Source organism: Salinicoccus sp. CNSTN-B1, from assembly GCF_054792835.1.
The window spans coordinates 1,311,252-1,336,531 of the sequence record NZ_JBTWMN010000004.1 but is presented as its reverse complement, the minus strand read 5'-3'; the positions used below and the strand labels follow the sequence as shown (position 1 = coordinate 1,336,531).

General features: G+C 44.2%; 26 protein-coding genes and 6 pseudogenes. 24 read left to right on the top strand and 8 right to left on the bottom strand.

From position 1 onward, the window contains the following. The first annotated feature begins 2 nt into the window (after positions 1 to 2). Entirely contained in the window at positions 3 to 1,409 is a 1,407-nt protein-coding gene (gene gndA / locus ACYF68_RS07930) for an NADP-dependent phosphogluconate dehydrogenase (RefSeq protein WP_461046233.1), read from the top strand. A gap of 49 nt (positions 1,410 to 1,458) precedes the next feature. Here gndA and ACYF68_RS07925 read toward each other — a convergent pair whose 3' ends face one another. From ACYF68_RS07925 to ACYF68_RS07915, 3 genes and pseudogenes are all read right to left on the bottom strand, one after another. Further along, entirely contained in the window at positions 1,459 to 2,304 is an 846-nt protein-coding gene (locus tag ACYF68_RS07925; protein ID WP_461046231.1) for a helix-turn-helix domain-containing protein, read from the bottom strand. Positions 2,305 to 2,322: 18 nt separating this feature from the next. Continuing rightward, positions 2,323 to 3,550 (bottom strand): annotated as a pseudogene (gene zwf / locus ACYF68_RS07920) (glucose-6-phosphate dehydrogenase). 14 nt (positions 3,551 to 3,564) lie between these two features. Then, positions 3,565 to 3,801, bottom strand: coding sequence for a hypothetical protein (locus tag ACYF68_RS07915; protein WP_461046230.1), 237 nt, complete (start codon positions 3,799 to 3,801; stop codon positions 3,565 to 3,567). A gap of 115 nt (positions 3,802 to 3,916) precedes the next feature. Between ACYF68_RS07915 and ACYF68_RS07910 the strand changes: the two genes are divergently transcribed. After that, entirely contained in the window at positions 3,917 to 4,843 is a 927-nt protein-coding gene (locus ACYF68_RS07910; protein WP_461046228.1) for an MBL fold metallo-hydrolase, read from the top strand. On the opposite strand, the gene ACYF68_RS07905 is transcribed toward ACYF68_RS07910, so the two are convergent. Both ACYF68_RS07905 and ACYF68_RS07900 read right to left on the bottom strand, forming a co-directional pair. Further along, the gene (locus ACYF68_RS07905) at positions 4,818 to 5,738 is read right to left on the bottom strand and encodes an alpha/beta hydrolase (protein ID WP_461046227.1); all 921 of its coding nucleotides are present in this window, start codon (positions 5,736 to 5,738) and stop codon (positions 4,818 to 4,820) included. The two genes, ACYF68_RS07910 and ACYF68_RS07905, sit on opposite strands and share 26 nt — an antisense overlap. After that, the gene (locus ACYF68_RS07900) at positions 5,735 to 6,649 is read right to left on the bottom strand and encodes an aldo/keto reductase (RefSeq protein WP_461046225.1); all 915 of its coding nucleotides are present in this window, start codon (positions 6,647 to 6,649) and stop codon (positions 5,735 to 5,737) included. Before ACYF68_RS07900 ends, ACYF68_RS07905 begins: the two co-directional genes overlap by 4 nt. A 163-nt stretch (positions 6,650 to 6,812) precedes the next feature. Here ACYF68_RS07900 and ACYF68_RS07895 point away from each other — a divergent pair, with 163 nt between their 5' ends. The 4 genes and pseudogenes from ACYF68_RS07895 (at position 6,813) to deoB (ending at position 9,973) form a co-directional block, all read left to right on the top strand. Beyond that, entirely contained in the window at positions 6,813 to 7,367 is a 555-nt protein-coding gene (locus tag ACYF68_RS07895) for an NUDIX hydrolase (protein WP_461046224.1), read from the top strand. Between the two features lie 63 nt (positions 7,368 to 7,430). Beyond that, positions 7,431 to 7,894, top strand: a pseudogene (gene fur / locus ACYF68_RS07890) (ferric iron uptake transcriptional regulator). Continuing rightward, positions 7,891 to 8,781 carry a site-specific tyrosine recombinase XerD gene (gene xerD, locus ACYF68_RS07885; RefSeq protein ID WP_461046222.1) on the top strand — a complete coding sequence of 297 codons (891 nt, stop codon included), beginning with the start codon at positions 7,891 to 7,893 and terminating at the stop codon, positions 8,779 to 8,781. The pseudogene fur and the gene xerD overlap by 4 nt, the downstream one beginning before the upstream one ends. Before the next feature lie 8 nt (positions 8,782 to 8,789). Continuing rightward, positions 8,790 to 9,973, top strand: a pseudogene (deoB, locus tag ACYF68_RS07880) (phosphopentomutase). An 11-nt stretch (positions 9,974 to 9,984) separates the two neighbouring features. Here deoB and ACYF68_RS07875 read toward each other — a convergent pair. Continuing rightward, entirely contained in the window at positions 9,985 to 10,578 is a 594-nt protein-coding gene (locus ACYF68_RS07875) for a DUF309 domain-containing protein (RefSeq protein WP_461046220.1), read from the bottom strand. A gap of 31 nt (positions 10,579 to 10,609) precedes the next feature. Here ACYF68_RS07875 and ACYF68_RS07870 point away from each other — a divergent pair, with 31 nt between their 5' ends. The 11 genes and pseudogenes from ACYF68_RS07870 (at position 10,610) to ACYF68_RS07820 (ending at position 19,022) form a co-directional block, all read left to right on the top strand. Continuing rightward, on the top strand, positions 10,610 to 11,080 hold the full coding sequence (locus ACYF68_RS07870) for a segregation and condensation protein A (protein WP_461046218.1): 471 nt from the start codon (positions 10,610 to 10,612) through the stop codon (positions 11,078 to 11,080). A gap of 241 nt (positions 11,081 to 11,321) precedes the next feature. Beyond that, a complete protein-coding gene (scpB, locus tag ACYF68_RS07865; protein ID WP_461046216.1) occupies positions 11,322 to 11,855 on the top strand; it encodes an SMC-Scp complex subunit ScpB in 534 nt (177 codons plus the stop codon). Beyond that, the gene (locus tag ACYF68_RS07860) at positions 11,855 to 12,580 is read left to right on the top strand and encodes a pseudouridine synthase (RefSeq protein ID WP_461046214.1); all 726 of its coding nucleotides are present in this window, start codon (positions 11,855 to 11,857) and stop codon (positions 12,578 to 12,580) included. Before scpB ends, ACYF68_RS07860 begins: the two co-directional genes overlap by 1 nt. Before the next feature lie 87 nt (positions 12,581 to 12,667). Then, positions 12,668 to 13,197 (top strand): annotated as a pseudogene (locus ACYF68_RS07855) (redoxin domain-containing protein). A gap of 12 nt (positions 13,198 to 13,209) precedes the next feature. Further along, complete coding sequence (locus ACYF68_RS07850) at positions 13,210 to 14,019, top strand: cytochrome c biogenesis protein ResB (protein ID WP_461046212.1); 810 nt, start codon at positions 13,210 to 13,212, stop codon at positions 14,017 to 14,019. Next, on the top strand, positions 13,968 to 14,840 hold the full coding sequence (locus ACYF68_RS07845) for a cytochrome c biogenesis protein ResB (protein ID WP_461047539.1): 873 nt from the start codon (positions 13,968 to 13,970) through the stop codon (positions 14,838 to 14,840). Before ACYF68_RS07850 ends, ACYF68_RS07845 begins: the two co-directional genes overlap by 52 nt. Before the next feature lie 5 nt (positions 14,841 to 14,845). After that, positions 14,846 to 16,044: pseudogene (gene ccsB / locus ACYF68_RS07840) on the top strand (c-type cytochrome biogenesis protein CcsB). 18 nt (positions 16,045 to 16,062) lie between these two features. Continuing rightward, entirely contained in the window at positions 16,063 to 16,770 is a 708-nt protein-coding gene (locus tag ACYF68_RS07835) for a response regulator (RefSeq protein WP_461046210.1), read from the top strand. Then, entirely contained in the window at positions 16,770 to 17,639 is an 870-nt protein-coding gene (locus tag ACYF68_RS07830) for a HAMP domain-containing protein (protein WP_461046208.1), read from the top strand. The genes ACYF68_RS07835 and ACYF68_RS07830 overlap by 1 nt, the downstream gene beginning before the upstream one ends. Next, complete coding sequence (locus ACYF68_RS07825) at positions 17,629 to 18,468, top strand: sensor histidine kinase (protein WP_461046207.1); 840 nt, start codon at positions 17,629 to 17,631, stop codon at positions 18,466 to 18,468. Before ACYF68_RS07830 ends, ACYF68_RS07825 begins: the two co-directional genes overlap by 11 nt. Continuing rightward, positions 18,468 to 19,022 (top strand): ECF transporter S component, encoded by a 555-nt coding sequence (locus ACYF68_RS07820; protein WP_461046205.1) that lies wholly within the window; start codon positions 18,468 to 18,470, stop codon positions 19,020 to 19,022. The genes ACYF68_RS07825 and ACYF68_RS07820 overlap by 1 nt, the downstream gene beginning before the upstream one ends. Before the next feature lie 43 nt (positions 19,023 to 19,065). Here the strand turns inward: ACYF68_RS07820 and ACYF68_RS07815 are convergent, their stop codons facing one another. Beyond that, positions 19,066 to 19,290 carry a 4Fe-4S domain-containing protein gene (locus ACYF68_RS07815; protein WP_380569626.1) on the bottom strand — a complete coding sequence of 75 codons (225 nt, stop codon included), beginning with the start codon at positions 19,288 to 19,290 and terminating at the stop codon, positions 19,066 to 19,068. Between the two features lie 218 nt (positions 19,291 to 19,508). Here ACYF68_RS07815 and ACYF68_RS07810 point away from each other — a divergent pair, with 218 nt between their 5' ends. The 3 genes from ACYF68_RS07810 (at position 19,509) to ACYF68_RS07800 (ending at position 21,528) form a co-directional block, all read left to right on the top strand. Further along, complete coding sequence (locus ACYF68_RS07810) at positions 19,509 to 20,261, top strand: hypothetical protein (protein ID WP_461046203.1); 753 nt, start codon at positions 19,509 to 19,511, stop codon at positions 20,259 to 20,261. Positions 20,262 to 20,393: 132 nt separating this feature from the next. Next, positions 20,394 to 20,540: a LysM peptidoglycan-binding domain-containing protein gene (locus ACYF68_RS07805; RefSeq protein WP_461046201.1), complete on the top strand. Its 147-nt coding sequence runs from the start codon at positions 20,394 to 20,396 to the stop codon at positions 20,538 to 20,540. Between the two features lie 13 nt (positions 20,541 to 20,553). Then, positions 20,554 to 21,528, top strand: a complete 975-nt coding sequence (locus ACYF68_RS07800) for a YpdA family putative bacillithiol disulfide reductase (protein ID WP_461046199.1) — start codon at positions 20,554 to 20,556, stop codon at positions 21,526 to 21,528. 98 nt (positions 21,529 to 21,626) lie between these two features. Here ACYF68_RS07800 and ACYF68_RS07795 read toward each other — a convergent pair. Beyond that, positions 21,627 to 22,548, bottom strand: a pseudogene (locus tag ACYF68_RS07795) (asparaginase). 116 nt (positions 22,549 to 22,664) lie between these two features. Here ACYF68_RS07795 and cmk point away from each other — a divergent pair. The 4 genes from cmk (at position 22,665) to rpsA (ending at position 25,226) form a co-directional block, all read left to right on the top strand. Then, on the top strand, positions 22,665 to 23,318 hold the full coding sequence (gene cmk, locus ACYF68_RS07790; protein ID WP_461046197.1) for a (d)CMP kinase: 654 nt from the start codon (positions 22,665 to 22,667) through the stop codon (positions 23,316 to 23,318). 4 nt (positions 23,319 to 23,322) lie between these two features. Then, the gene (locus ACYF68_RS07785; protein ID WP_461046195.1) at positions 23,323 to 23,682 is read left to right on the top strand and encodes a lysophospholipid acyltransferase family protein; all 360 of its coding nucleotides are present in this window, start codon (positions 23,323 to 23,325) and stop codon (positions 23,680 to 23,682) included. Positions 23,683 to 23,708: 26 nt separating this feature from the next. After that, positions 23,709 to 23,906, top strand: a complete 198-nt coding sequence (locus tag ACYF68_RS07780; RefSeq protein ID WP_461046193.1) for a hypothetical protein — start codon at positions 23,709 to 23,711, stop codon at positions 23,904 to 23,906. Positions 23,907 to 23,969: 63 nt separating this feature from the next. Next, positions 23,970 to 25,226 carry a 30S ribosomal protein S1 gene (gene rpsA, locus ACYF68_RS07775; RefSeq protein ID WP_461046191.1) on the top strand — a complete coding sequence of 419 codons (1,257 nt, stop codon included), beginning with the start codon at positions 23,970 to 23,972 and terminating at the stop codon, positions 25,224 to 25,226. Positions 25,227 to 25,280: the final 54 nt, after the last annotated feature.

The window sequence follows — 25,280 nt, the reverse complement described above, 5'->3', positions numbered from 1 at the left end:
ATATGCTGTATGATATCGGAGTGGTCGGCTTGGGGGTTATGGGCACAAACATCTCCAAGAACATGGCCCGGAATGAATTTGATGTTACTACATTCGACTTTTACGAAGATGTGAGAAAAAACAGGACCTTTGAACTGAAGGAAGAAGGCGTATCAGTTTCTTCCTCTCTGGAATCCTTTGTAAAGAGCCTTAAAAAACCTCGCAACATATTGCTTCTCGTCAAAGCAGGGGAAGTGACCGATAAGACCATCTCACAAATAGCCCCCTTGCTGGAAGAGGGGGATACGCTGATAGATGGCGGTAATGAACAGTATGAGAATACACAACGCCGCAACGGACAGTTGACGGCGATGGGCATCAACTTCATTGGCATGGGCGTCAGTGGGGGAGAAGAAGGCGCCTTGAATGGTCCTTCTCTAATGCCGGGTGGCCAAAAATCTGCCTATGATAATGTTAAAGATATACTGGAAAAGATTTCAGCCAAGGCGGATGATGGTAAGCCATGTGTCACCTATATCGGCAATGATGGTAGCGGCCACTATGTCAAGATGATCCATAACGGCATAGAATACGCAGATATGGAACTCATTGCAGAGAGCTACTATTTCATGAAGCATGGCCTCCGCATGAGCAATAAAGAGATGAGTGAAGTGTTCGATGAATGGAATCAGGGTGATTTGAACAGTTATCTGATTGAAATCACTGCACGCATCCTTGAATTCAAGAATGAGGACGGTGAATATATCATTGACCTCATCTTGGATAAGGCCGGGCAAAAAGGCACGGGCAAATGGACTGGTATAGAAGGTCTGAAACTGGGCATCCCGCTTTCCATCATTACTGACAGTGTGTTCTCAAGATGCCTCTCAAGTCTGATTGATGAGCGTGCGCAGATCAATCAGGCGTATGATGCCAAAATGGGAGCGCTCCCGCAAAAAGATAAGAATGAAATCCTTGAAGACCTGAAAAATGCTTTATATATAAGTAAACTGATGAGCTATTCACAAGGTTTCCGTCTATTGAAAGAAGCAAGCGACATCTACGAATGGAATCTGCAGTTGGGAGAGATCTCCATGATCTGGAGGGCCGGATGCATCATCCGGGCGCACTTCCTTGAAGAGATCAATAGAGCATATGAAAAAGACCCTGAACTCGATAATCTGCTTCTTGATGACTATTTCAAATCCGTGGTAAAGGAAGCACATCCGAGTCTAAGGCGCATTGCCATCAAGGCGATTGAAAATGAAATTCCAGTGCCTGGTTTCCTGAGTGCACTCTCTTACTTTGACAGCATGAAGCAAAAGCGTGTTTCCAGCAATATGATACAAGCCCAACGTGATTACTTTGGTGCACACACCTATGAAAGAATCGATAAGCCAGGCGCTTTCCACACCGACTGGCAACAGTAAAAAAACGCAGTGTGAGGTTGATTGAAGTCAACTTCACACTGCGTTTTTATTAATCAGATAAACGTTGCCATACTTGTACTTTGCTGTCTTCAGAGAAAAACAGACTTCTACTTTTGATCAACTCCATGGAATAGGCACAATTCAGCTCGCGCTCTTCCTTGAATCGCCATCTACGGAATATATAGCGATAGATGTCTTCGCTGACGACTTCCGGATTCCCTTCAGACTCGAAGATCACATAATCGCCGGATTCCGTATAAGTCTCTTCAAATGGTGCAGGGGAGTAGGAGGAAACGCCAATCATCAATTCCATCTTACCCCCTATATACCTCTCAAGAAGTACGATGCCTTTAATATGGCCGTCATTGTACTTGAGGAGCTCCTCAAGTACATGATTATCTTCGAGGTATGACAAAAAATCATACTTCATCAAAGTACTGTAATGGTCTACCGAGAAGCGGCGGACGGCACCTATGATTCTGAACCCTTCAATATGCTTCTCCGTGGAACGGTATTTTGGCCGTTCGACCGGAACTACTTCAAAGGATATGCGTTCCGTAAGATCCAATGTGTGAAAATACTTTTCAGTTTCGTAGGGCGAAATCCCAAACGCTTCACGATATGTTTTCTTGAACTGCTCGATGTCATGAAAACCATACTGCTTGGATATATCAATCAGCCGTCTATGTCCTGCCTCCAATTCATATGCAATCTCCGTCATCTTGCGCCTCATCTGATACTCGTAGGGGCTGAACCCGACCAATGAGGAAAAGATTGTGATGAATGATTTCGGTTCTACGGACATATCAAGGAGCACTTCATCATAATCTATATTCTCTCTGATATGGTCTTCTATATATATAATGAACCTCTCTACAAAATTTACTGTTTGCATATTAACCTCACTTCATTTCTATACATTCCACCATTTGAACCCATCTTTCGAGAGGAGCAGATTGCTTTTGACAGGCCCGTCGGAGCCCGCCCTGTAGTTTGGAAACGGAGCGATGTCCGTCTCCCATACCTGGTTGATCGAATCTACGAATTGCCAGGCATTCATCAATTCTTCATAGTGGGTAAAGTTTGCTGCGTCCCCGTTCAGACAGTCATATATCAGATTCTCATACGCATCTACTGTACGCGCAAGGTCTTTATTATCGATTGCATAGGAGAGTTTAATCTCCTTTGTATCCTTTTCACTGCCATGGTCTTTGACGTTAAGCTGCAAAGAGATGCTTTCGTCAGGCTGAATGCGTAAAATGAGAAGATTTTTAGAGAGCACATCGTCCTGCTCGTTTTGATAATACAGGTTCTTTGGCACCTCTTTAAATTCCACAACGATCTTCGTCTCCTTATTCCTCATCCTCTTACCGGTACGGATATAGAAAGGAACGCCTGCCCATCTGAAGTTATCTATAAAGAGGCGGGCGGCGATGAAAGTCGGGTATTGGAGGTTTCGCTGACATCTTCTTCATCCCTGTATTTGCAGACATACTCACCATCTACTGTCCCTTCATCATATTGACCGCGTACAAAATGATTCTTTACATCCTTCTTACCTATTTTTCTAATGCTCTTCAGAACTTTAATCTTTTCGTCCCGGATATCATCACTGTTTAAACTGATCGGTGGTTCCATGCCAAGCAGTGAAACGATCTGAAGCATATGGTTTTGGAACATATCCCGGACTGCGCCGCTTCTTTCGTAATACTCCCCACGGTCAAGTACACCCAAGGATTCAGATGAGGTGATTTGGATATTTGAGATGTAGTGGTTGTTCCATAATGGTTCGAATAAACTATTGCTGAAACGGATGACTTCAATGTTCTGCACCATCTCTTTCCCCAAATAGTGATCTATTCTGTATATTTCATGCTCTTCAAATGTTTTGGAGATGTCCTGGTTCAGTCTATAGGCACTTTCATAATCCCTACCGAATGGCTTTTCGATTATCAGTTTCTTATAACCCTTGGTCTCTGTGACACCTGAACGCCGCAGATTATCCGTAATGACCGTAAAGAATTGGGGGGCATCGCCAAATAGAACAATCTGTTCCCTTCCGTGTCGACTGATGCCTCGACACTCTCAAATTTATCCTTCAATGTTGAATAGCTGTCGACATCGGTGATATCTACCTGCACATAATGAATGCAGCTCAAAAGGAGTCCAGTCCTTCAAGGCTTTCCAGCTTTTCGTTATCTTGCAGGGAAGTGCGGGCCACTTCCCTGAAGTCTTCATCATTCATATCTTTACGTCCTATCGCCAATATGGCGAAATCATGTGTCAATGAACCCTCCTGGAACAGATGGAACATGGATGGCAGAAGTTTTCTTCTTGAGAGGTCCCCTGTGGCGCCAAACAATGCGATGGATGCTTTAAATGATTGGGTCATATGCAAACAAGTCCTTTTATCAAAAATTTTCTTATATTATTATTCCACTGTATTCTGAAAAACACAACTCCATAACTATGATATAATGAACCAACATTTAATGATAGGTGATTGCATGAAATTTAAAATACTCGGCTCCGGTGCGGGCATACCTTCGAAATCAAGAAACACCCAAAGCTATATATTGGATGTGGTCGAGGAACTCAACCAATATTTCCTCATTGATGCTTCTGAAGCATTACAGCACCGCATCATGAGCACAACGATACGACCGGCTAAAATCAAACACATCTTCATCACCCACCTCCATGGCGATCATATCTTCGGTCTGCCGGGGTTTCTCTCTTCTCGTGCCCACCAAGGCGGGGAAGGGGTGCCGTTATATATCTATGCACCTGCCGGCTTGAAGGAGTGGGTGGAGCTGACCTTAAGGACAAGCGCTTCACATCTGAACTATCCGATTCACTATATAGAGGTTGCACATAATATGGAGTTTGACGCAGATGGTTTCAAGGTGAAATCCTATCTGCTGGACCACGCTATTGAGAGCTATCTTTATGTATTCATTGAACCAGACAAGCCAGGTGCCCTAAAAGATGATAAATTGAAGCGACTCGGCATACAGCCTGGTCCGTTCTATAAAGAGATAAAACAGTCGGACACTTTCGAATTCGATGGACGGATATACAATACGTCAGAATTCATGAATCCTCCGACAGAAGGCAGGAAAGTGGCAGTCCATGGTGATACAAGGGTGGTCCAGCATCCGGATTACCTGGATTTGGTTGATGGATCGGACCTTATCGTCCATGAGGCAACATATCTCAATGGAGAAGGCGAAAAAGCACATCTTTACTACCATTCCGAAATGTCCGAGGTGCTAAAGAATTTTTCATCAATTTCATATGGAAAGCTGATTTTCAGCCATATCAGCAATCGTTATGACCAGGAGCAGATCAACAGCGTCAGCGGCACGCTGCCTGAAAACACGCTGTTGGCCTATGACCTCATGGAAATCACCATCCCACGTGATTCGCAATGAAGCTGGCGATTACCTGCCGATATTTTTCAGGATTGCGGTTGAAACTTTCAACGTGACCGCCCCGTTCGGGATACCAAGCCGCCTTAGGCGGCTTTTTTCTTTTATACAGTTCTTTTGTATGCGTATATGGGATGAATTTATCAGGCTTCGAATGGATGAAGAGTATCGGTTGCCTGATGTTGTCCACCACCCGGTATGGGGAAACTTTAAAGAGTGAGAATCGGCTTCTCAGACGGAAGAATATATTTGTGAATATAAGCACTAGAGGCGACCCGATTTTTGTATATTGGCTGAAGATGTGGGTGAGTTCATCTCCAAAAGTGGAGAATGAAGCATCCGATATATAGAATTCGGCGCGGTTCGATAATTCACCTGCATAGAGCAGCATGGTGGCCGCTCCCATGGATTCTCCATGCACACCTACCTGGATATCAGGTCCGTAGTGGTCAAAAAGATATTGTATCACTGTCTCTAGATCATATTTTTCGTAGAAGCCGTAAGTGGAATGGAGTCCACCTGTGTTCCCATGACGCCTCGCATCGTAGATGACACAATTATATCCCATTTCTGTGAACATATTGAGGTATTTTATGGAACTTATTTTATTCTCCGTGACCCCATGGCACAGGACCATCCATTTATTCGTTTCGTTAGGGTGGGTGAAGACGGCATTGATGCTGTAGTCGAATTTAGAAGATATGAGGACATCATCTTGCGGCAGCTTTTTGAATTCGTCCATATCGAGCCTCTTAGCGCGCGTTTCCCTGCGTTTGATGATCTCGACGTCCCGTAGTTTAAAGAAAAGGATCTGATTTGAGGCGTAATAGCCAAGTGAGATAAGTAATACGAGAAGGGAGCCTGATAGCCCGGCTCCCCATCTTAAGAAACTCCTCATGCCCGATGCTCCTCATATTTGATTATTTTCACCGCATCGAGAACTGCCTTATATTCTTCCTGTGACAGGTCCGGCATTTTATTGTAGCTTTCGATATTCGATTCCAACTGTTTCAGGCTGCTCACCCCGTTGACTATGGCAGCTTCATTATATTTGAGGAACGCATAGGATAATGCGGTTAGATCTTCATCCACTTCACTCAGACGTTCCAGGCTTTCTTTCAGATCTTCGTAGGAATAATCGAGGAACCCATCAGGGAATTTTTCTTCAATGACACTTCTCCAGCTGCTGCTGAGAGCGCCTTTCATGACTGGTCCGCGTGCCAGGATCGTAACATCTTCTTTTAGGGTGGTTGCAACTTCCAAAGGACGGTTATCCAACGGGTTGAACTGCATCATGATGGTCGACATGTCGCTGTGGCGCAAGTAATAATCGATGACGTTCAGCCGTATCGATGATATGCCGTAGCTTGTGATTACGCCTTCCTGCTTCAGATCGTCGAATGCACTGATGGTTTCGTCTTTATTATCTTCAATGGTCCCACCGTGGAGTTGATATAGATCAATATGGTCTACTCCAAGACGGTGCATCGAGTCTTTTATGGCTGATTTAATATGCTTTGGCGTAGGGTTCCATCCTACTTTCTCCTGCGTCTTCTGATCGAATTCATTTCCTCCCTTTGTCGCGATGGTGAAATCATAGGTAGAGCGGAAAGCATTCAGTACTTTGCCCAATTCCTGTTCGTTTTTCCCGAACTGATAGAGATCGGCAGTATCAAAATGGGTGATTCCCGACTCCAATGCAAATTGAATGATCTTCTCCATCTCATTTTTATCGTCAAGTGGCAGATTCATACATCCCAAGGAAAATTCAGAAATGTTCAATCCATCTTTTAAATTTAGTTGTCGCATATGGTTCTCCCTCCATTGAATATATGATTTGATTATACCAATTCAAGCCACAAAGTTGCACATATTTGTCTTTATTCATACGTCTGAAAACTATATGGCAGGCCATACGTGTGTTAATATAAACATATGGTTTTAAAAGAACTCGATAATGGAGCGTAATGAAATGGATAATGACCAACACTATGATCACCTTAAAGAAGAACTGATTTCAAGCGAACGAATTTTTGACGGCAAAGTAATTAAAGTGGATCACAGTCGGGTGAAATTGCCGAACGGTGCCGAAGCTGATAGGGAAATCGTCTATCATAAAGGTGCGGTATGTCTGATTGTGGTGCAGGACAACCAGATGCTGTTCGTCAGACAATACAGGGTCTCAACGAAAGAATTCCTGCTAGAAATTCCGGCAGGCAAAATCGAGGAAGGCGAAGCGCCTATTGAAACGGCTAGAAAAGAGCTGAGGGAGGAAGTCGGCGGCACTGCGGGAGAACTGAAGAAAATTCAATCTTTCTACGTGTCTCCTGGATTTTCCAATGAATATGTCCATCTTTATGAAGCGGCAGATGTATCCTTCAAACCGCAGGAACTGGACGATGATGAATTCCTCGACATTGTGAAGATCGATCTCGATCAGCTGAGGGTGGAGCTCGAAAGTGGGGCATTCAAAGATGCCAAAACAATCGTCGCAGTCCAACATGTCTTGGCCACCCACAATTTATAATCATTTTAACCACCTTTAAAATTTTATACAAATCCGTTATAATGTCTGTGATTATATTACAAAGTGGGTGAACCCGTGGAAAATAGGATTCAAAGAATCAAAGAGGCACTGCAGGGTGCCCAATACAAACTGACCCCTCAGAGGGAAGTCACGGTGCGGGTCCTGCTCGAAAACGAAAGGGATCATCTGAGTGCAGAGGATGTCTTTCTTAAAGTGAAAGATAAATACCCGGAAATCGGCTTGGCGACCGTCTATCGTACATTGGAACTTCTAAGCGAACTGAAAGTACTCGATAAGATCAATTTCGGGGACGGGTCAGCCGTTATGACCTCCGCAAAGAAGGGGCCGAACATTTCCATCACCATCTTGTCTGCATGGAGTGTGGTGCAGTTGAGGAAGTTGAAGAAGATCTGCTTGGGGACGTAGAGAAGATAATTGAGAATGATTATAACTTCAAGGTTCTGGACCATCGCTTGACCTTCCACGGCGTATGCCGGGATTGTCAGGAAAGAAGTCGAAAAAAATGAATTTTGATGCATACATCGATGAATATCTCCTCTTTCTGAGAGTCGAAAAAGGTCTGAGCCAATCTTCAATCGAATCTTACCATCAAGATCTAAAAAAATATCAGACTTATTTGAATGACTCCGCCATAGATGACTTGAATCGGCTAGACACCGAATTCCTGATTCAATTCCTAAAGATGTTGGATGGCCAAGGTAAAAGCGCCAAAACTTTATCGCGCATGCAGTCTACACTGAAAAACTTCCATCAGTTCCTGGTCAACGATGATATCACCGCACATAATCCGGCACTACGCCTCCAATCCATAAGGAAAGGCAAGACCTTACCTGTCTACTTGACTGTTGAAGAGATGGAAACACTACTATCCACTCCCGACGACTCGATTGCGGGCAGAAGGGACCGTGCCATGATGGAACTACTCTATGCTTCAGGGCTCCGGGTCAGTGAATTGATCGACATCAAGACAAATGATATCAATACGAATCTTGGCTTCATCCGCGTAAAAGGAAAAGGCGACAAGGAGCGTATCGTACCGATTACAGACTATGTAGGCGATCTTCTTGACTCACATATTTCATCAGGACGATTGTCATTACTTAAGGATAAGAATACCGATATACTTTTTTTGACGAATAGGGGAAAGGGCTTCACCCGCCAAGGACTATGGAAGACGATAAAGAAATATGAAGTGCTGAGCGGCATTGGAAAGAACATCACGCCGCATACCTTCAGGCATTCTTTCGCCACCCACCTTGTTGAGAATGGTGCTGACTTAAGAGCCGTGCAAGAGATGTTGGGCCATTCCGATATCAGCACCACTCAAGTCTACACACAAATTTCGACTGTAAAGATCAGGGAGATGTACAAACAATTCCACCCAAGAAAGTAGGAGATAGCATGTTTAAAAGAATACACCTGGTAGTACTTGATTCTGTTGGAATCGGAGCGCAGCATGATGCCAAAGAGTTCGGGATGAAGGTTCACATACATTAAAGCATACACTCGAGCAATATCCTGTAGAACTACCAAACTTGGAAAAGTTCGGTCTGGGATGCATTGATGCATTGCCAGGCATCGATTGCCCGGAGGATACTGAAGCATTCTACAGTAAAATGGATGAAGTATCACAGGGTAAGGACACCATGACGGGCCACTGGGAAATTGCCGGTCTCGATATCAAAAAACCTTTTAAAGTATACCCAGACGGTTTCCCTGAAGCTCTGCTGGATAGAATCCGGGAAGCAACGGGCCGTGACATTGTAGGGAACAAACCGGCAAGTGGTACGGATATCATCAAAGAATATGGCGAGCATCAACTGAAAACAGGCGACCTGATCATCTACACCTCCAATGATCCAGTCCTTCAAATTGCGGCTCACGAAGATGTTGTGCCCCTTGAAGAACTCTATGAGATTTGTGAAAAGGTCAGGGCGATGACACTCGACCCGGATTTCCTGGTGGGCCGCATCATTGCACGGCCATTTATCGGGGAGTCGAAAAACGACTTCAAACGTACTGAAAACAGGCACGACTACGCGCTTGAACCATTCGGCAGAACTGTGTTGAACGCGCTTGAAGACAATGGCAATGATGTAATCGCCGTAGGTAAAATCAACGATATTTTCACAGGTTCCGGTGTGACAGATGCTGTCAGAACAAAAAATAACGAAGATGGCATGGATAAGCTGCTCGAAGTCATGGATCGCGATTTCACAGGTCTTTCTTTCCTCAATCTGGTTGATTTTGATGCGCTCTATGGTCATAGGAGAGATTCTGAAGGCTACAGCAAAGCGTTGAAGGCCTTTGACGATAGATTACCCGAGATCGTCTCCAGATTGGCGGCTGATGATCTGCTCATCATTACAGCTGACCATGGGAATGACCCTACCTTCAAAGGTACGGACCATACGAGGGAGTCAGTTCCTCTCCTGATTAAAGCCGGAAAAGATATGAACTATAGAGCACTGCGCAATTCCGAGACTTTCAGCGACTTAGCAGCCACCATCGCTGAAAATTTCAATATCGAGTATAAAACGCATGGTCAAAGCCTGTTTGAGGAGATTGTTTCACATGCGAAATAAAAAGTTCACCTTCATTCTGATCGTCTTGGCAGCACTCGCATGGGGGTTGGATATTGGGTCATGGTGCTATAGAAAACATCACTTGTGATGTTTTCTTTTTTAATGGCCGCTTCGCGGTCTGAAATTACACCAGAACGATCCCTGAGCCTATGCTTAAACACTATTGCTTCATCCTGTACGAATATATTTATGACCATCTCCCGGAAGGTCCTGATAGGAGTCAATGGGTCTTGCATGGCGTGCAGGTGCGACCATGTCTCCTCTGTGAGGGGGAATTGCAGGGGAGTGAAGGGGGTAGTTTTAATATACTTCTTTCTTTCGTGAATCATTGCGATAAGATTTTCAGCCATGCCTAAAGAGAAAAGATCATATCCATGCGCTTCATAAAGTGCGATGGCGCGACTATAGGAACGTTCGGCCCCTACTGTATTTCCTTGCCTGTAATGGTATTCGGCAACTGCCACCAAAATAAGAAAGACTTCCGGATCATGCTTAGTGAAGAGAGGCTTCGATTTCCAGTGACTCTCCATGATTTCATGGCATTCGAAGTAATCTTGCTTTATAATGAGTTCGTTATAGAAATCTAAGAGTTGTGTACGGTCCATTGTGCCAGCTCCTAACAATTGAGGTTATTTTATGGATGATTATAAAGTGCGCCTCGATGTATTCGAAGGACCTCTCGATCTTCTCCTTCATCTGATCAAAGAATTGGAAATTGATATCTATGATATACCGATGAAGGTGCTCACCCGCCAGTATATGGAATACATTGAAGAAATGAAAGAACTTGAAATCAACGTCGCAAGCGAATATCTGCTTATGGCCAGCGAACTGCTGAAAATCAAGAGTCATACACTTCTTCCCGGACCCGCCTACGCTGAGGAACCATTCGAAGATCCAAGAGAATCATTGATGGAGCAACTGATTGAATATCAAAATTTCAAACAATATGCAGAACAGCTTTCCATGATGAAGCAAGAGAGTGAACGCTTGTATATCAAACCACAGAAGAGTATGAAGAAGTGGATGTGTCAGAAGACGAGATGGATGTTTCGATATCAGAACTTCTTGTCGCCTACCAAAAAGTACGGTCAAGGGTTGCGCTAGATCAACCAAAGAACGTTGTCATCAACCATGAACGATACACCCGTAAAATGGCCGAGTCTTTCATTAGTGAGCATTTCACAGATCGCGACTCACTTGCATTTCATGAACTCTTCAACTTTAATGAATCAAAATCAAAAGTTGTAGCTGTATTCATAGTATTGTTGGATTACGTCAAGGAAGGCCAAATGAGGATATGTAGGGTACAGGGAGGAGATTATAAAATTGAGAGGCTGTTTGAGTAATGGAAAAAATTGAAATTATAGAAGGGCTGTTGTACATTGCAGGTGATATAGGCTTGGAAGAAGAACAACTGATCATGCATGTTCCCATTACTAAGGAACAATTGGAGAAAGTGACGGAGAATTACGATAGATCAAATTTCGTCATCCAAAAGCATGGACACAAATACTTTTTAAAGACCTCCCAAGCGATGGAGAAGTATGTCGAACGCGTACTCAGCGACCGCCCAAAACAGAAACTGTCACAAGCTGCACTTGAAGTCTTATCCATAATTGCCTATAACCAGCCCCTTTCAAGAGGGGACATTGAAGTGATGAGAGGAATCAATTCTGATGGGCCTGTCAGTACATTGCTGAGCAAAGGATTGATTGCCAAAAAGAACATACAGGATGTGCGGGCGGCCCATTTTGTAACGACAGATTATTTTTTACAGCTTTTCGGATTGACCGATTTGGAAGAACTCCCTACACAAGCGGATATTTCAGAACAAGAAGAGATCGACTTATTTTTTGAAAACATGAAGGAGGAAGAATAATGGAAGAAATGCGTCTACAAAAAGCAATTGCAAACAGTGGCTATACATCAAGGAGAAAGGCCGAGGACCTGATAAAGGAAGGGCGTGTCAAGGTCAATGGCAAGACAGTAACGGAGCTCGGCAGCAAAGTGGTTGATTCCGATAAGATAGAGGTGGATGGCGTGCCACTTGAGACTGAAGAGAAGGTTTACATCCTCTATTACAAACCAGGTGGCGAGATTTCTGCCGTTGAGGATGACAGGCAACGCAGAACAGTTACAGATGCCTTCCAGCAAATGGATGTCCGTCTATATCCGGTAGGGCGACTCGATTATGATACTTCCGGTATCCTTCTGTTGACGAACGACGGAGAATTCACCCAGTACATGACGCATCCGAAATATGAAATGAGCAAAACATACAGGGTCAAAGTCGACGGCATCCTAAAAAGGGAACAGCAAAAAATGATGCGTGAAGGCGTCAGGCTCGATGATGGGCTGACTGCTCCTGCAAAACTCAAAGTCGTTAGAGACAAGAACAATAAGAACATGATCCTTGAGCTCACCATACATGAAGGGCGGAATCGTCAAGTTAGACGTATGTTTGAACACTTTGGGCTTAATGTTGTGAAATTGACACGCATCAACTACGACTTTTTGACTTTGGATGGCCTGAGCGAAGGAGAGTATCGTTTCCTCAAACCGCATGAAGTCAAAAAATTGATCGCCAATGCCAAATCCAGGTAAAACGGAATTGTCATAATACTGTCATGTAGGCTTAAATTATATGATGCTATAATGGACATTATGTAGAGGCATAGGTAGGTGAAATAGATGAAGAAGAGTACCAGGAACGTGCTTAGGGTCAGCATTATAGTACTGATTACGTTACTTATCGGTATCACACTGTGGTTCAATCTGACCTCGGGCACAAAAACTGTGAATGTCGGCGACCAAGCCACAGATTTCAAACTATCGACACTGGAAGGTGAGACCATCCAACTGTCGGAATTAACTGCTGAAAAAGGTGTAATACTGAACTTCTGGGCACATGGTGCAAACCATGCCGCGAAGAAATGCCTGATATGAATGATTTTTACATAGATGGCCATGAAGATTATGAAATCGTCGCAGTTAATGTCGGTGAGAACCAGCAACAGATCAGACAATTCATTTCCGGTCTGGAGGCGGAGCTGCAATTCCCTATAGCACTGGACAGCGAAAAAAGTGTGACCGACGCGTATAACATCGGACCACTTCCTACCACCATCGCCGTCAATAAGGATGGAGTAGTGGTCAAAAAACAAGAATACCAACTGAATCATGAGGATATCGCCTCCTTTATAGAGGCTTCCATAGAATAGGATGGATTTAAAATGAAGCTCAAGGACATACGATGTGAATCATGTGGGCATGTCAATCCGCCCGGAACTCAACTTTGCCAGTCCTGCGGTAAAATGATCGACAATGATTATGATAAGGACAAAATTAAAGACTTGATGCGTTATGACGGCAGTGCCGTAAGGTCAAAAACCCGCTCCAAGAGTATATTCGATAAAATATGGATATTTTTCACCTCAATTAAAGTAGGTGTCAGCATCATACTCGCAATCGCGGTGGCAGCAGCAATCGGCACCATCTTCCCACAGGAATATTTCATCCCTATGGGTGTGGATCCAGCTGAACACTATCAGGAAAACTATGGCTCTTTAGGATATCTCTACTACTCCCTCGGTTTCCATAACCTTTATTCATCCTGGTGGTTCCTTGTCCTGAATGGCATGCTTGCATTATCCATCATAGCGGCAAGCATAGACAGGGGCATACCGCTGTTTAAGTCACTCAGGAACCAGAGGGTTAAAAAGCATAGTACTTTCTTCAGAAGGCAAAGGCTCTCTGCAATGGATGAAGACGCCGGTAAAGTTGATAAACTGGTCGATGGTCTCGCCAAAAAGAGATATAAGGTGAGGGAAGAAGACGGGAATTATCTGCTTGAAAAGGGCAGACTTTCAAGATACGGTCCCTACATCAACCACACAGGCCTGATTCTGCTTCTCCTCGGCAGCATGCTAAGGTTCTTCCCTGGGATGTATGTTGATGAAACTCTCTACATCAATGAGGGGAAACCGAAGAGATTCCGACCACCGAAGGCCAGTATTATATTAAAAATGAAAAATTCACCATAGACACTTATGAGAAAGGTGATGGCGAAGTCTTCCAAAAAGCATTGGCTGAAGGCTCGAGTGTCATCAGTAATTTCCAGACTGACATCACTTTCTACGAAAATAAAAGTGCCGACATAGTGGGTTCCGCACCGGATTTGGAAGCGATTGACGAGTCCAGCATCCAGGTGAACCACCCGTACCGCTTCGGTTCCTATGAGGTATATCAGTCAAGTTATGACAATTCACAGATGAAATCGATGACTTTCAGACTCGAAGATTCTTCAGGTAATACTGTCGGAGATAACTTTACAGTCAACCTTGAGAATCCGGACTCGACTTTCCCGATCACAGAGGACATCAATGTAAATATGCGGGCTTACTCGCCTGATTTCCTCGAAGTCGCTGAGAATGGTACACTCATATCAGAAACTCCGGTTCCAAGAAACCCAGCATTTGTATTTGAAGTGGCGGATGGAAATGACAGTGAGCTGAGCCTACTGCAAATAATGAACAGCACAGATATCACTGAAGACAATGAATACAGCGTTCGTTTTGTCGGTGCAGAAGAGCATATCGCGACTGTGCTCACGGTCAAAAAAGATCATACCATCCCTCTGATTGCCACTGGGTTCGTCATATTCCTGATTGGACTCGCAATTGGCTCCTACATCAACCATAGGCGCATATGGATAAGGACCGATGATGGGCTGTTGATGGCTGCACATACGAATAAAAATTACTTCGGTATGAAAAAAGAATTGAACGAAGTGCTCGCGTCCAGCGGTATGGAACCTGTTTCCGATAAGTTGGATGTTGCGCAAACTGATAAAGACGAGGAGTAATATTTATGGCATCTCAATTAGTTACATTAAGCAGCACATTGCTGTATGCGGCTTTTCTGCTTTATCTGGTGGTATTGCTGCCTTTGGGAGCAAGCATCAAGTCGAAATCCAAAAAGCCGGAAAAGATTGCTCATATAATGATTGTTATAGGTTTTATCATGCAACTGTCCTATTTTATATTGAGATGGGTTGCACAAGGTCACGCTCCAGTATCAAATATGTATGAATTCATTACAATGTTTGCAATCATGCTCATTGCAGGATATTTGATCACCTACTACTACTTCAGAAGTACTTTATTCGGACTTTTCGCACTGCCGGTATCCTTGCTCCTGGTGGCCTATGGTAGTATGTTCTCAAGGGAAGTGGAGCCGCTCATACCTGCACTTCAGAGTAACTGGCTTGCAATACACGTCATAACTGTCACCTTGGCCTATGGTATACTGTCTATGAGTGCAGTAGCTGGACTGATCTATCTCTTAAAAGCAGTCCCGGCAACTGAGAAGTCATGGCGGGCAAGATTCCTTGAAGCTGTTATGGCAGGTGTTGTCATCGTCATCACGTTCATAGCAACTACACTAATCATGCAGAACGTGATTGGTTACCAAGACGATTTCATCTATCAAGATAAGCAGGGCCAGACGCAAGTGGCAGAGTACCACCTTCCGAGCCTGGTGAATTTTGAAGGCGCCGTGGCGGTCAAAAATGTCGGCGATAATAATTATGAAGAAGCAGAACATTTCCATAGCGGCCTCAACTTGCCACCGATCATTGATTCACAGAAACTCAATACTGTAATCTGGTCAGTGATTCTGGGTACGATCGTCTACGGTATCGTACGCCTGATTTTAAGGAAACGCATAATTGCAGCCTTGAAACCATGGTCCAGTAAAGCGGATCTGAATTTGATGGATGAAATTGGCTATCGTTCAGTAATCATTGGCTTCCCAGTCTTCGCCCTCGGCGGCATATTCTTCGCTGCCATCTGGGCACAGATTGCCTGGAGCAGATTCTGGGCTGGGATCCTAAGGAAACATGGGCTTTCATCACCTTCATGTTCTATACGATATTCCTGCACCTCAGATTGAATAGGGGATACGAAGGGGAAAAATCCGCATGGCTTGCGATTATCGGTTTCCTGCTGATACTCTTCAACCTGATTGCAATCAACTTACTTGTAGCAGGACTACACTCTTATGCATAAAATGGAAAGAGGGGTTGTATGACTGAAAGAATTCTCGTAGTAGATGATGAGGAGCGCATCAGAAAGCTCCTCAATATGTACCTTGTGCGCGAGGGGTATGAGATTGTTGAAGCCGAAGACGGCGAAGAGGCTCTTGAAATTGCAATGGAACAGGATTTTCATTGCATCCTTTTGGACCTCATGATGCCTAAAATGGATGGCATTGAAGTTGCTAAACGCCTTAGGACCCAAAAATCTACACCTATCATCATGTTGACCGCAAAAGGTGAGGAAAATAACCGGGTTGAAGGGTTTGAGGTTGGGGCAGATGATTACATCGTCAAACCATTCTCCCCACGTGAGGTTGTCTTACGTGTTAAGGCACTCCTTCGCCGCTCATCTGAGACAGCTTTCATAGAAGCTGATGCCACCGCTAAGGATGTCATCATCTACAATCATCTTGTGATTGACAATGATGCCCATAGGGTACTGGCCGACGATGAAAAAGTAAACTTGACACCGAAAGAGTATGAATTGCTGCTGTTCCTGGCACGCAGCCCCGATAAAGTCTTCGACAGGGAAGAATTATTAAGGGAAGTATGGCACTACGATTTCTACGGTGACCTCAGGACTGTCGATACACATGTGAAGAGATTGCGCGAAAAGCTCAACAAAGTCTCTCCAGAAGCAAGCAATATGATTCATACTGTGTGGGGCATCGGTTATAAATTCGAGGTTAACGACTGATGAAGTTCATTAATAGCGTTGTTACAAAACTGTGGTTGACTATCATTCTGATAGTAACGACAGTTTTAATTTTATTATCCATCATATTGAGCCTCTATTTCCGTAATTATGTATTGAATTCCACCGAAACACTCCTTCAGGAGGAAGTCTCACGAGTTGAGGAAATGGTGCTGACTGAACATTATGTCGATAATCCGGATGAAATACTATTCAGGGAAGATAATCTCATCATCTATATGGATGGGACTGTCCTATCAGAAGAATCCGCCACTGATGAATTGATCTTTAAGGAGACGATTGCCAAAGAAGGTGAAGGAAGTACAGTCATCCTAAACGATATATACGGCCATGATTATATGGTCAAGGTCTCCAATCTCAGTGATTATTTTGACGAGGATACAGCTATTCTGAAATACCGCGATCTGGAGGACATCAATGAATCGATGCGTGCAGTGACTACCATAATCATTGCAAGTGCTTTCGTACTGTTCATCATCACCACCCTATTCGCCTTCTTTCTGATAAACCGGTTGACAAGACCGCTTATAAACCTGAAGAATGCGGCATTCAGAACAGCGAAGGGGGACTATAATAAACTTCAAGTCAAAAGCCGCGATGAGTTGGGCGAGCTTACGCTTGCATTTAATAAAATGAATGATGACATCAGACATAATGTATCGGAAATCACCCATGAGAAAAATTTGCGCGAACAAATATTTACCTATATGAATGAAGGTGTATTATACTTTAACCGTAGCGCAGAATTGATCTACAGCAACCATAAGGGAAATGAAATGAATCATATATTCCAGAAGTACGGAATCGGGCAGCATACGCTTCAACGATGCCATCAAGGAAGTGGCAGATAAGCGTGAATCGACCATCGAAAGGGTAGAACTGCAACACCGTCATTTCCAACTGTCGTACACCCCGGTGAAAGAGGGGGAGACAGTTTATGGAGTGATACTTCTCATACGGGATATAACTGAAGAAGTGGGCGCTGAGAAAATGCGCTCTGAATTCATTGCCAACGTATCACATGAACTCAAAACCCCGATGGTCATGTTGAGCGGCTATTCCGAGGCGCTCCTCGACGACATTGTGACAGAGCCGCATGAGATCAAGGAAATGATCGGCATCATAAAAGATGAATCAGACCGCATGAATACGATGGTCAATGAATTGATTACAATTGCCCGCATGGACAGTCGTTCCGACTTCTTCGACATCATGGATAACGACTTTAACCTGTTGCTTGAAAAGCTAAAAAGCCGCTTCAGACATGAGATGAATGAAAACGGCATAGAGTTCTCGGTGAATTCATTGGACGGACCGCTGGTTTTCCAATTTGATTACGACAAATTGAGTCAAGTGATGACCAATCTCCTGGACAATGCCATCCGCTATACTTCAACGGGAGATGAGATCACCGTGGATGTATCATCATCGCCACATTCAGTGACGATCGAGGTCCGGGACACAGGTACAGGAATCAAACCGGAGCATCAGGCTAGAATCTTCGAACGTTTCTATAAGGTTGATGAATCGCGGACCAGGGGTCAGCACGGTACCGGGTTGGGTCTCTATATCGTCAAAAGTATCATTGAAAGGCATAGAGGCATCATTGAACTGGAAAGTAGATTCGGATCAGGTACTACATTCCGGATCACACTACCAAAAACTATTGGAGAGGATTGATGAAAATGAGAAGGTCGCGTCTGGAGAAGCTGATCATCATAAGTATCTTAGCAGCCCTATCCTTCATACTCATGCTTGTACAGTTTCCGATACCCTTTATACCACCTTTTCTGACTGTAGATTTTTCTGATATCCCTGCCTTCATAGGCTTCATGCTTTTTGGAGGTGTTGCAGGATCTCTTGTGATTTTGATGAAGATCATATTGTATGGACTACTCATGGCCAGTGAACCGATTGGCCCTTTAGCAAATCTTCTCGCCTCATTTTCACTTTTGCTCCCCGTATACTTCACCTATAAAAAATCTAAGACCAAAAAATCGTTGGTCCTAGGTTTTATTTTAGGAGTATTTGCATTAACGTTGGTCATGGCAGTTTTGAATTATTTCGTGCTACTTCCTGCGTATGGGCTGATTATCGATCAGCGTGATCTTATAGAGAATATACGTGCAATCATTACTGCCGGAATCATTCCATTCAACATCATAAAAGGCATACTGGTTGGCCTTATGGCCTATCTGGTGTATACGAAAGTGATTCCCAAACTGAGAAAATGAAAAAATCACCTTGATCGGTCCGATCAAGGTGATTTAAATATCATCATTCATATTTCAAAGGATCGCCATCAAATGGTTCATCTTCAACTTTTATGGAATCCGTCGGGCATCCGTCAAAGGCATCTTCCATATCTTCAAGCAACTCTTCCGGAACCACTGCTGTCCCTTTATTGTCATCCAAGATGACATAGGCGATGCCGTCATCATCGTAGTCATATATATCAGGTGCTGCCGCGCCACATGCACCACATGCGATACAAGTATCCATATCTACAATAGTATATTTTTTCCCGCTCAACACTTTCACCTCTTAACCGATTCATTCTTTATCATTCTAATTCTAATTACGCCATATTTCAATTAAATTAAATATTTGCCCTAATAATACAACCATGGTCGTATTAGGCCACAGACCGCCTCTTTAAATTAAAATGAAAACATATTATACTTACATTGAGAAATATTGAAGTTCTGAGGAGAATGTATATGAAAGACGATTTCTATAAAGATATAAACCATAAGCGGACCCCTGATGAAAAGAACCACGGGAAGCAGGAAAACGGGCATAATGAGAAAAAAGATGAACCCCGATTGAGCCGGGCTGAGCGCCATAAACAAAAAAATAAAGTGGATGCAAAAACCAAGCGGCAACCACTTGGAAAAACCATCGGCAGCTACATCAACCGCGAAAGTATAGACAAACAGAAAACATTCTTCCTAGATAAATTTTCTTCCTACAAAGAAAGATTCAGAGATGAAATCAATGTCTCTAAAAAGAAATTTGGGGAATTGAAGAGAAAACGTCCAAATGTCCCTAGAAATAAAAAACAAGATGAGAACGCGCATAATAAGCGCCGCCTATGGCCCATCATTGTTGCCGGTGTCTTCATACTACCCATAACCATCGCCCTCGGCATCATGATCACAAGCAACTTCTGGCCTGATGACCCGTCGACCCAGATAGCTGATCAATCAGAAGAAAACAGCGAAGAGACTGCACCTGAGGCACGTAAGGAATTGGAAGAGAAAAAGGCACAAAAAGAAAAAGAGGTCGCACAAGCCCAAAAAGGTGAAGATGAAGATGATGGACAAAGTGAAGAAAAGAACGATGACTTGGGTACAGGCACTTCGGACTTCTCCTACTCAGAGGAGCAGCAGTCTGAACTCGATGATGCCGCGGACGCAGCGATAGAAGAAAAGAGTCAGGGGATGCCAGCGACACCCCGGATAGTCCGGTGACACCACCGGAAGAGGAGACCTGGCGAGCAACCTGAAGAATCGACGCAGGAAACTGATGAAGAACAATCTTCCGTCGAGGAATCGACACAGGAGACTGAGCAGGGGCAATCAGGTTCAATCGGCACTTATACAATGAGACCCGGTGATAACCTGTACCGCATTGCAATCAGGTATTATGGTGAAGGCAGCAAAGAAAATATAGATAAGATCCGCGAGGCCAACGGCGGTGTCGATGACAGAAGTTTATCCGTCGGTCAGGAACTGACGATACCCGAATAGAAAGGTGTAGAACATGAAACAGATTGATACAATCATCATAGGAGCTGGGCCCTGCGGCCTTTCCGCAGCCATAGAGCTGCACAAGCAAGACATGGATTATCTGGTCATAGAGAAGGGGAATGTCGTTGAAGCGATCTACAACTATCCAACACATCAAACATTCTTCTCGTCCAGTGAGAAGTTATCCATCGGGGATTTCCCGTTCATTACCGAGCAGCACAAACCCCAACGGAATCAGGCGCTCGTCTATTATCGGGAAGCAGTTAAACACTTCGATTTGAAGATCAATACTTATGAAGAGGTAACTTCAGGGCGTAAATCTGGAGACCAGTTCATTCTCGAGACCTCCAAAGGACAGTATATATGTAATCATCTCATCGTCGCCACAGGGTATTATGGGCAACCGAACCATCTGGATGTGCCCGGCGAGGATAAAGAAAAGGTGTTTCATTATTTCAAAGAGGCACATCCATTCTTCAATCAGAAAGTACTTGTGATCGGCGGGAAAAATTCGAGTGTGGACGCTGCCATCGAACTCGAGAAGGCAGGTGCTGATGTCACTGTCGTCTATCGGCGCGGGGCGTATTCGAAAAGTGTAAAGCCATGGATCTTACCACAATTCGATTCTCTCGTTAAAAATTACAAGATCGACATGCATTTCAGCACTGAAGTAGTGGACATCAAAGATCAGAGCGTGGTGCTTGGGAAAAACGGTGAGACATTCGAATTGCCCAACGACTTCGTCTTTGCGATGATCGGTTATCATCCAGACTATCGCTTCCTGAGCTCATTTGGCGTTGAGCTGAATGAAAATGAATATGGTACTGCTCCTAACCATGACCCGAACACCATGGAAACGAACATTCCAAATTTATATATTGCCGGTGTCATAGCAGCTGGTAATGACGCAAATACGATCTTTATAGAAAACGGCCGATTCCACGGTAAAATAATTGCTGATGAAATCGCAAAACAGCATTCAGAATGATAGGTTAAAATTTTTTGAAACAATAATAAAACAACTTGGGAATCCCGATCCAATGGATTTCCAAGTTGTTTTTCTCTGTAATATCAGCATGCTGCCCGTCAATGTCTGAATACTTCCTCCAGGGCATCATGGCCATAATCATTACATAGCGCGAGCAATAATTTCATACGTGCTTTCTGGCCGTTCAGCCCATTCGAGAAAATCACGCCCCTTTGTTTCAGGTCATGGCCACCCCCTTCGTAGTCATAATAACTTCCGACGATACCGTTGAAGGAGCGGGAGACTAGAATGACTGGGATGTCCGCATCAAGTGCGGCTTGGAGGCCTTTCAATGCTGTTGGCGGGATATTACCCTGGCCGAGTGCTTCCAGAACCAGCCCATCATATCCGGCATCCACCAGTGCCTTAAAGAACGTACCGTCCAGATCTGCATGGGCTTTGATGAGCGCGACCTTTTTGCATAAGTCGACGGAATTGAATTGATCTTGCCTGTTGATGTGATGGTGGTAGTGGATGTCGTCCTTCGTCAAAAAACCGATGGGACCGTGGTTCGGACTTCTGGAATGTCGCAATATTTGATGTATGGGTCTTCGTCACATTACGGGCTGTGTGGATTTCATCGTTGAAGACGACGAGCACACCCCTCGAAGCAGATTCCGGGGTCATCGCAGTCTTCAAACTTGATATATAGTTATATAATCCATCAGAACCTATTTCATTTGATGACCGCATCGCCCCTGTGATGACAACGGGTTGATCGATATCAAGCGTGAGGTCTAAAAAGTAGGCCGTCTCCTCCAATGTATCGGTGCCGTGAGTAATGACGAACCCATCATGCCTGCCGCCATCCTGCAGGATGATGTCACGGATCACCATCATATCTTCTAAAGTCATATGCGGCGATGGCTTCTGCACCGGGTAGATTTCATCCAGCACAATGCCAAGTGCGCCTGCACCATCCGTTTCCATCTTGAGTGGATTTTCAGAAGTTTGAGTGACGATGCCATCGGTTGATGACATGCTGATGGTGCCGCCAGTATGTATCGCTAAAATTTTATTCTGCACATGACTTCCTCCTAAACGAATTTATAAATCTATGATAGAATATACTGGAACAATGAACAAGGCGGGTTTATATGAAAAATAAAATTAATATCGCAATTGACGGCCCTGCGGCGGCAGGCAAGAGTACCATTTCAAAGCGCGTTGCCAAAAAATTAGGCTACATATATATCGATACAGGAGCAATGTACCGCGCCATCACACTCCATGTCATAAGACATGGGGATGCAGTATTGGATCACCTGGAGGATGTGGACATACGGTTTGGGGCTTCTGGCACATCTGTATTCCTGAACGGAGAAGACGTTTCTCAAGACATCCGTAGCCAGGAAGTGACCCAACGTGTCAGTGAGGTGTCCAGTCAGCACCAGGTGCGCTCTTACCTCGTTTCGATGCAGAGGAAAATCGCGGAAGAAAAAGGTGTGGTAATGGATGGAAGGGACATAGGGTCCACCGTTCTGCCCGAGGCTGAGTTGAAAGTCTATATGAAAGCTTCCGCTGAAATCCGGGCCAAGCGCCGCCTGGAAGAAGAAGAAGCGCGTGGGGTCAAGATTGACATCGGCACCTTGACTGAGCAGATCATCCGCCGGGACGCCCTTGATATGAACAGGGAGATTTCACCGTTGGTCAAAGCACCAGATGCAGTGCTTTTGGATTCCAGTCATATGAGCATCGATGAAGTTGAGGATAAAATCATAAAGTTGGCAGAAGGCCTGATTAGGAGTTGAAGATATGTTTTACAATGTAGTCAAGTCTTTGGTGAAAGGCTTTTATTATTCCCGTTTCAAGGTAAGGGTAATTGGAGAAGACAGGATTCCTGCTACAGGTCCGGTTTTGATATGCAGCAACCACTCTTCAGAATACGATCCTCCTCTCATAGCCATAAATGTAAAGCGGGAGATGTCGTTTTTCGCCAAATCTGAATTATTCAAGATACCTGTGCTCGGTTTTCTGATCAGCCATTTGAATGCTATTCCGGTTGATCGGGGAAAAGGGGACAGGGCAGCGTTGAAGAAATCCGTCGAAAAACTGAAGGAAGGCAATATGCTCCTCATCTTCCCTGAAGGGGCAGAAACAAATCCGGCACTTTGAAAGACCTTCAACAGGGTGCCAGTTTCATGGCAGTCAAATCCGGAGCTGCCATCGTACCTGCAGCAATCAAAGGCAACTATGACAGAAAAAAGGGGATTACACTTGTTTTTGGCAAGCCGATCGATACGAAAGCACTAACGGAACAAGGTAAAAACCGTAAGGAGATTACAGAAATACTCAGGGAAGATATCAACAATCTTCTGATTTCAGAGACAATCACTTGACAAATTGTGATATTTATAAGAAGTTAGAGGTATACTTTTTAGTAATGTAATGGAGGCAGGCACATGACGACAGATAATTTTAAAGAACAAGAGAACAACGAAGAAGTAAACGAAACACAAGTGGACGAAGTGACAGAAGGCAATGTAGAAACAACAGACAGTCTTCCTGAAGAGAACACAACAGATTCTACAGGCACATTTGAAGTTGGGGATATTGTCAAAGGCACCGTCTACAAAGTAGAAGACAAATTTGTCAAAGCACACATTGAAGATTCTGATTTTGAAGGCATCGTACCAATCAGCCAGTTGACCAACAAGAGGATTGAACGCCCTGAAGAAATCGTGTCTGAAGAAGACACTATCGAGGGTGTCGTCATCAAAGTGGAAGACGAAGAAGATCGCAAGAATGTCATCTTCTCAATCAGGAAACTGGATGAGGCGAATGCCTACGAAAAATTGCAGGATGCCAAAGACAATGATGAGACGATCACCGGGAAAGTCATGGAAGTCGTCAAAGCAGGTCTTGTCGTCGATGTGGGAGTAAGAGGATTTATACCGGCTTCTCTTCTGTCAGACGCTTATATTGAGGATCTCGATCAATTCGAAGGGCAGGATCTTGAAGTCAAGGTTGAAGATATTGAATCTGAAAAGAATCGTGTCATCCTAAACCGTAAGCGTATCGTAGAAGCTGAGAAGTCCGAAGAACGCAAAAAGCAACTTGAATCACTGGAAGCGGGAAGCATCGTCGAAGGTGAAGTAGTGCGCATCACTACATTCGGCGCCTTCATTAATCTTGGCGATGTTGATGGCCTTGCACACATCTCTGAGCTGGATTACAGCAGAGTCGAAAAAGTCGAAGATGCAGTTAACATCGGCGACAAAGTCCAAGTGAAGATACTCGACGTTGATCCTGAGCAAGAAAGGATCAGCCTATCCCTTAAACAGGCAAAAGCCAGTCCTTTCGATTCCTTCATTGAAGAGCATTCAGAAGGTGAAGTACTTGAAGGGGAAGTTAAACGCCTCGTCGATTTCGGTGCCTTCGTAGAAGTCACTCCAGGAGTAGAGGGTCTCGTACACGTTTCTGAGATCAGCCACGAACATGTAGCGACTCCTTCCGATGTCCTAAAAGAAGGTCAGACCGTATCAGTCAAAATCCTTTCCTTGGACGAAGATTCCGAAAAAGTTTCATTGTCCATCAAAGAAACATCGGATAAGCCTGCTCGCGATCCTGAACCAAAAGTCTATCGTGACGATACAGACGATGACGCACCAACACTAGGTGATGTATTCGGAGATCGTTTCAAAGACCTTGATATCTAAACGTTCAAAATAATATTGGGTACGACCGGATAAAGAGCGATACCATCGCTCTTT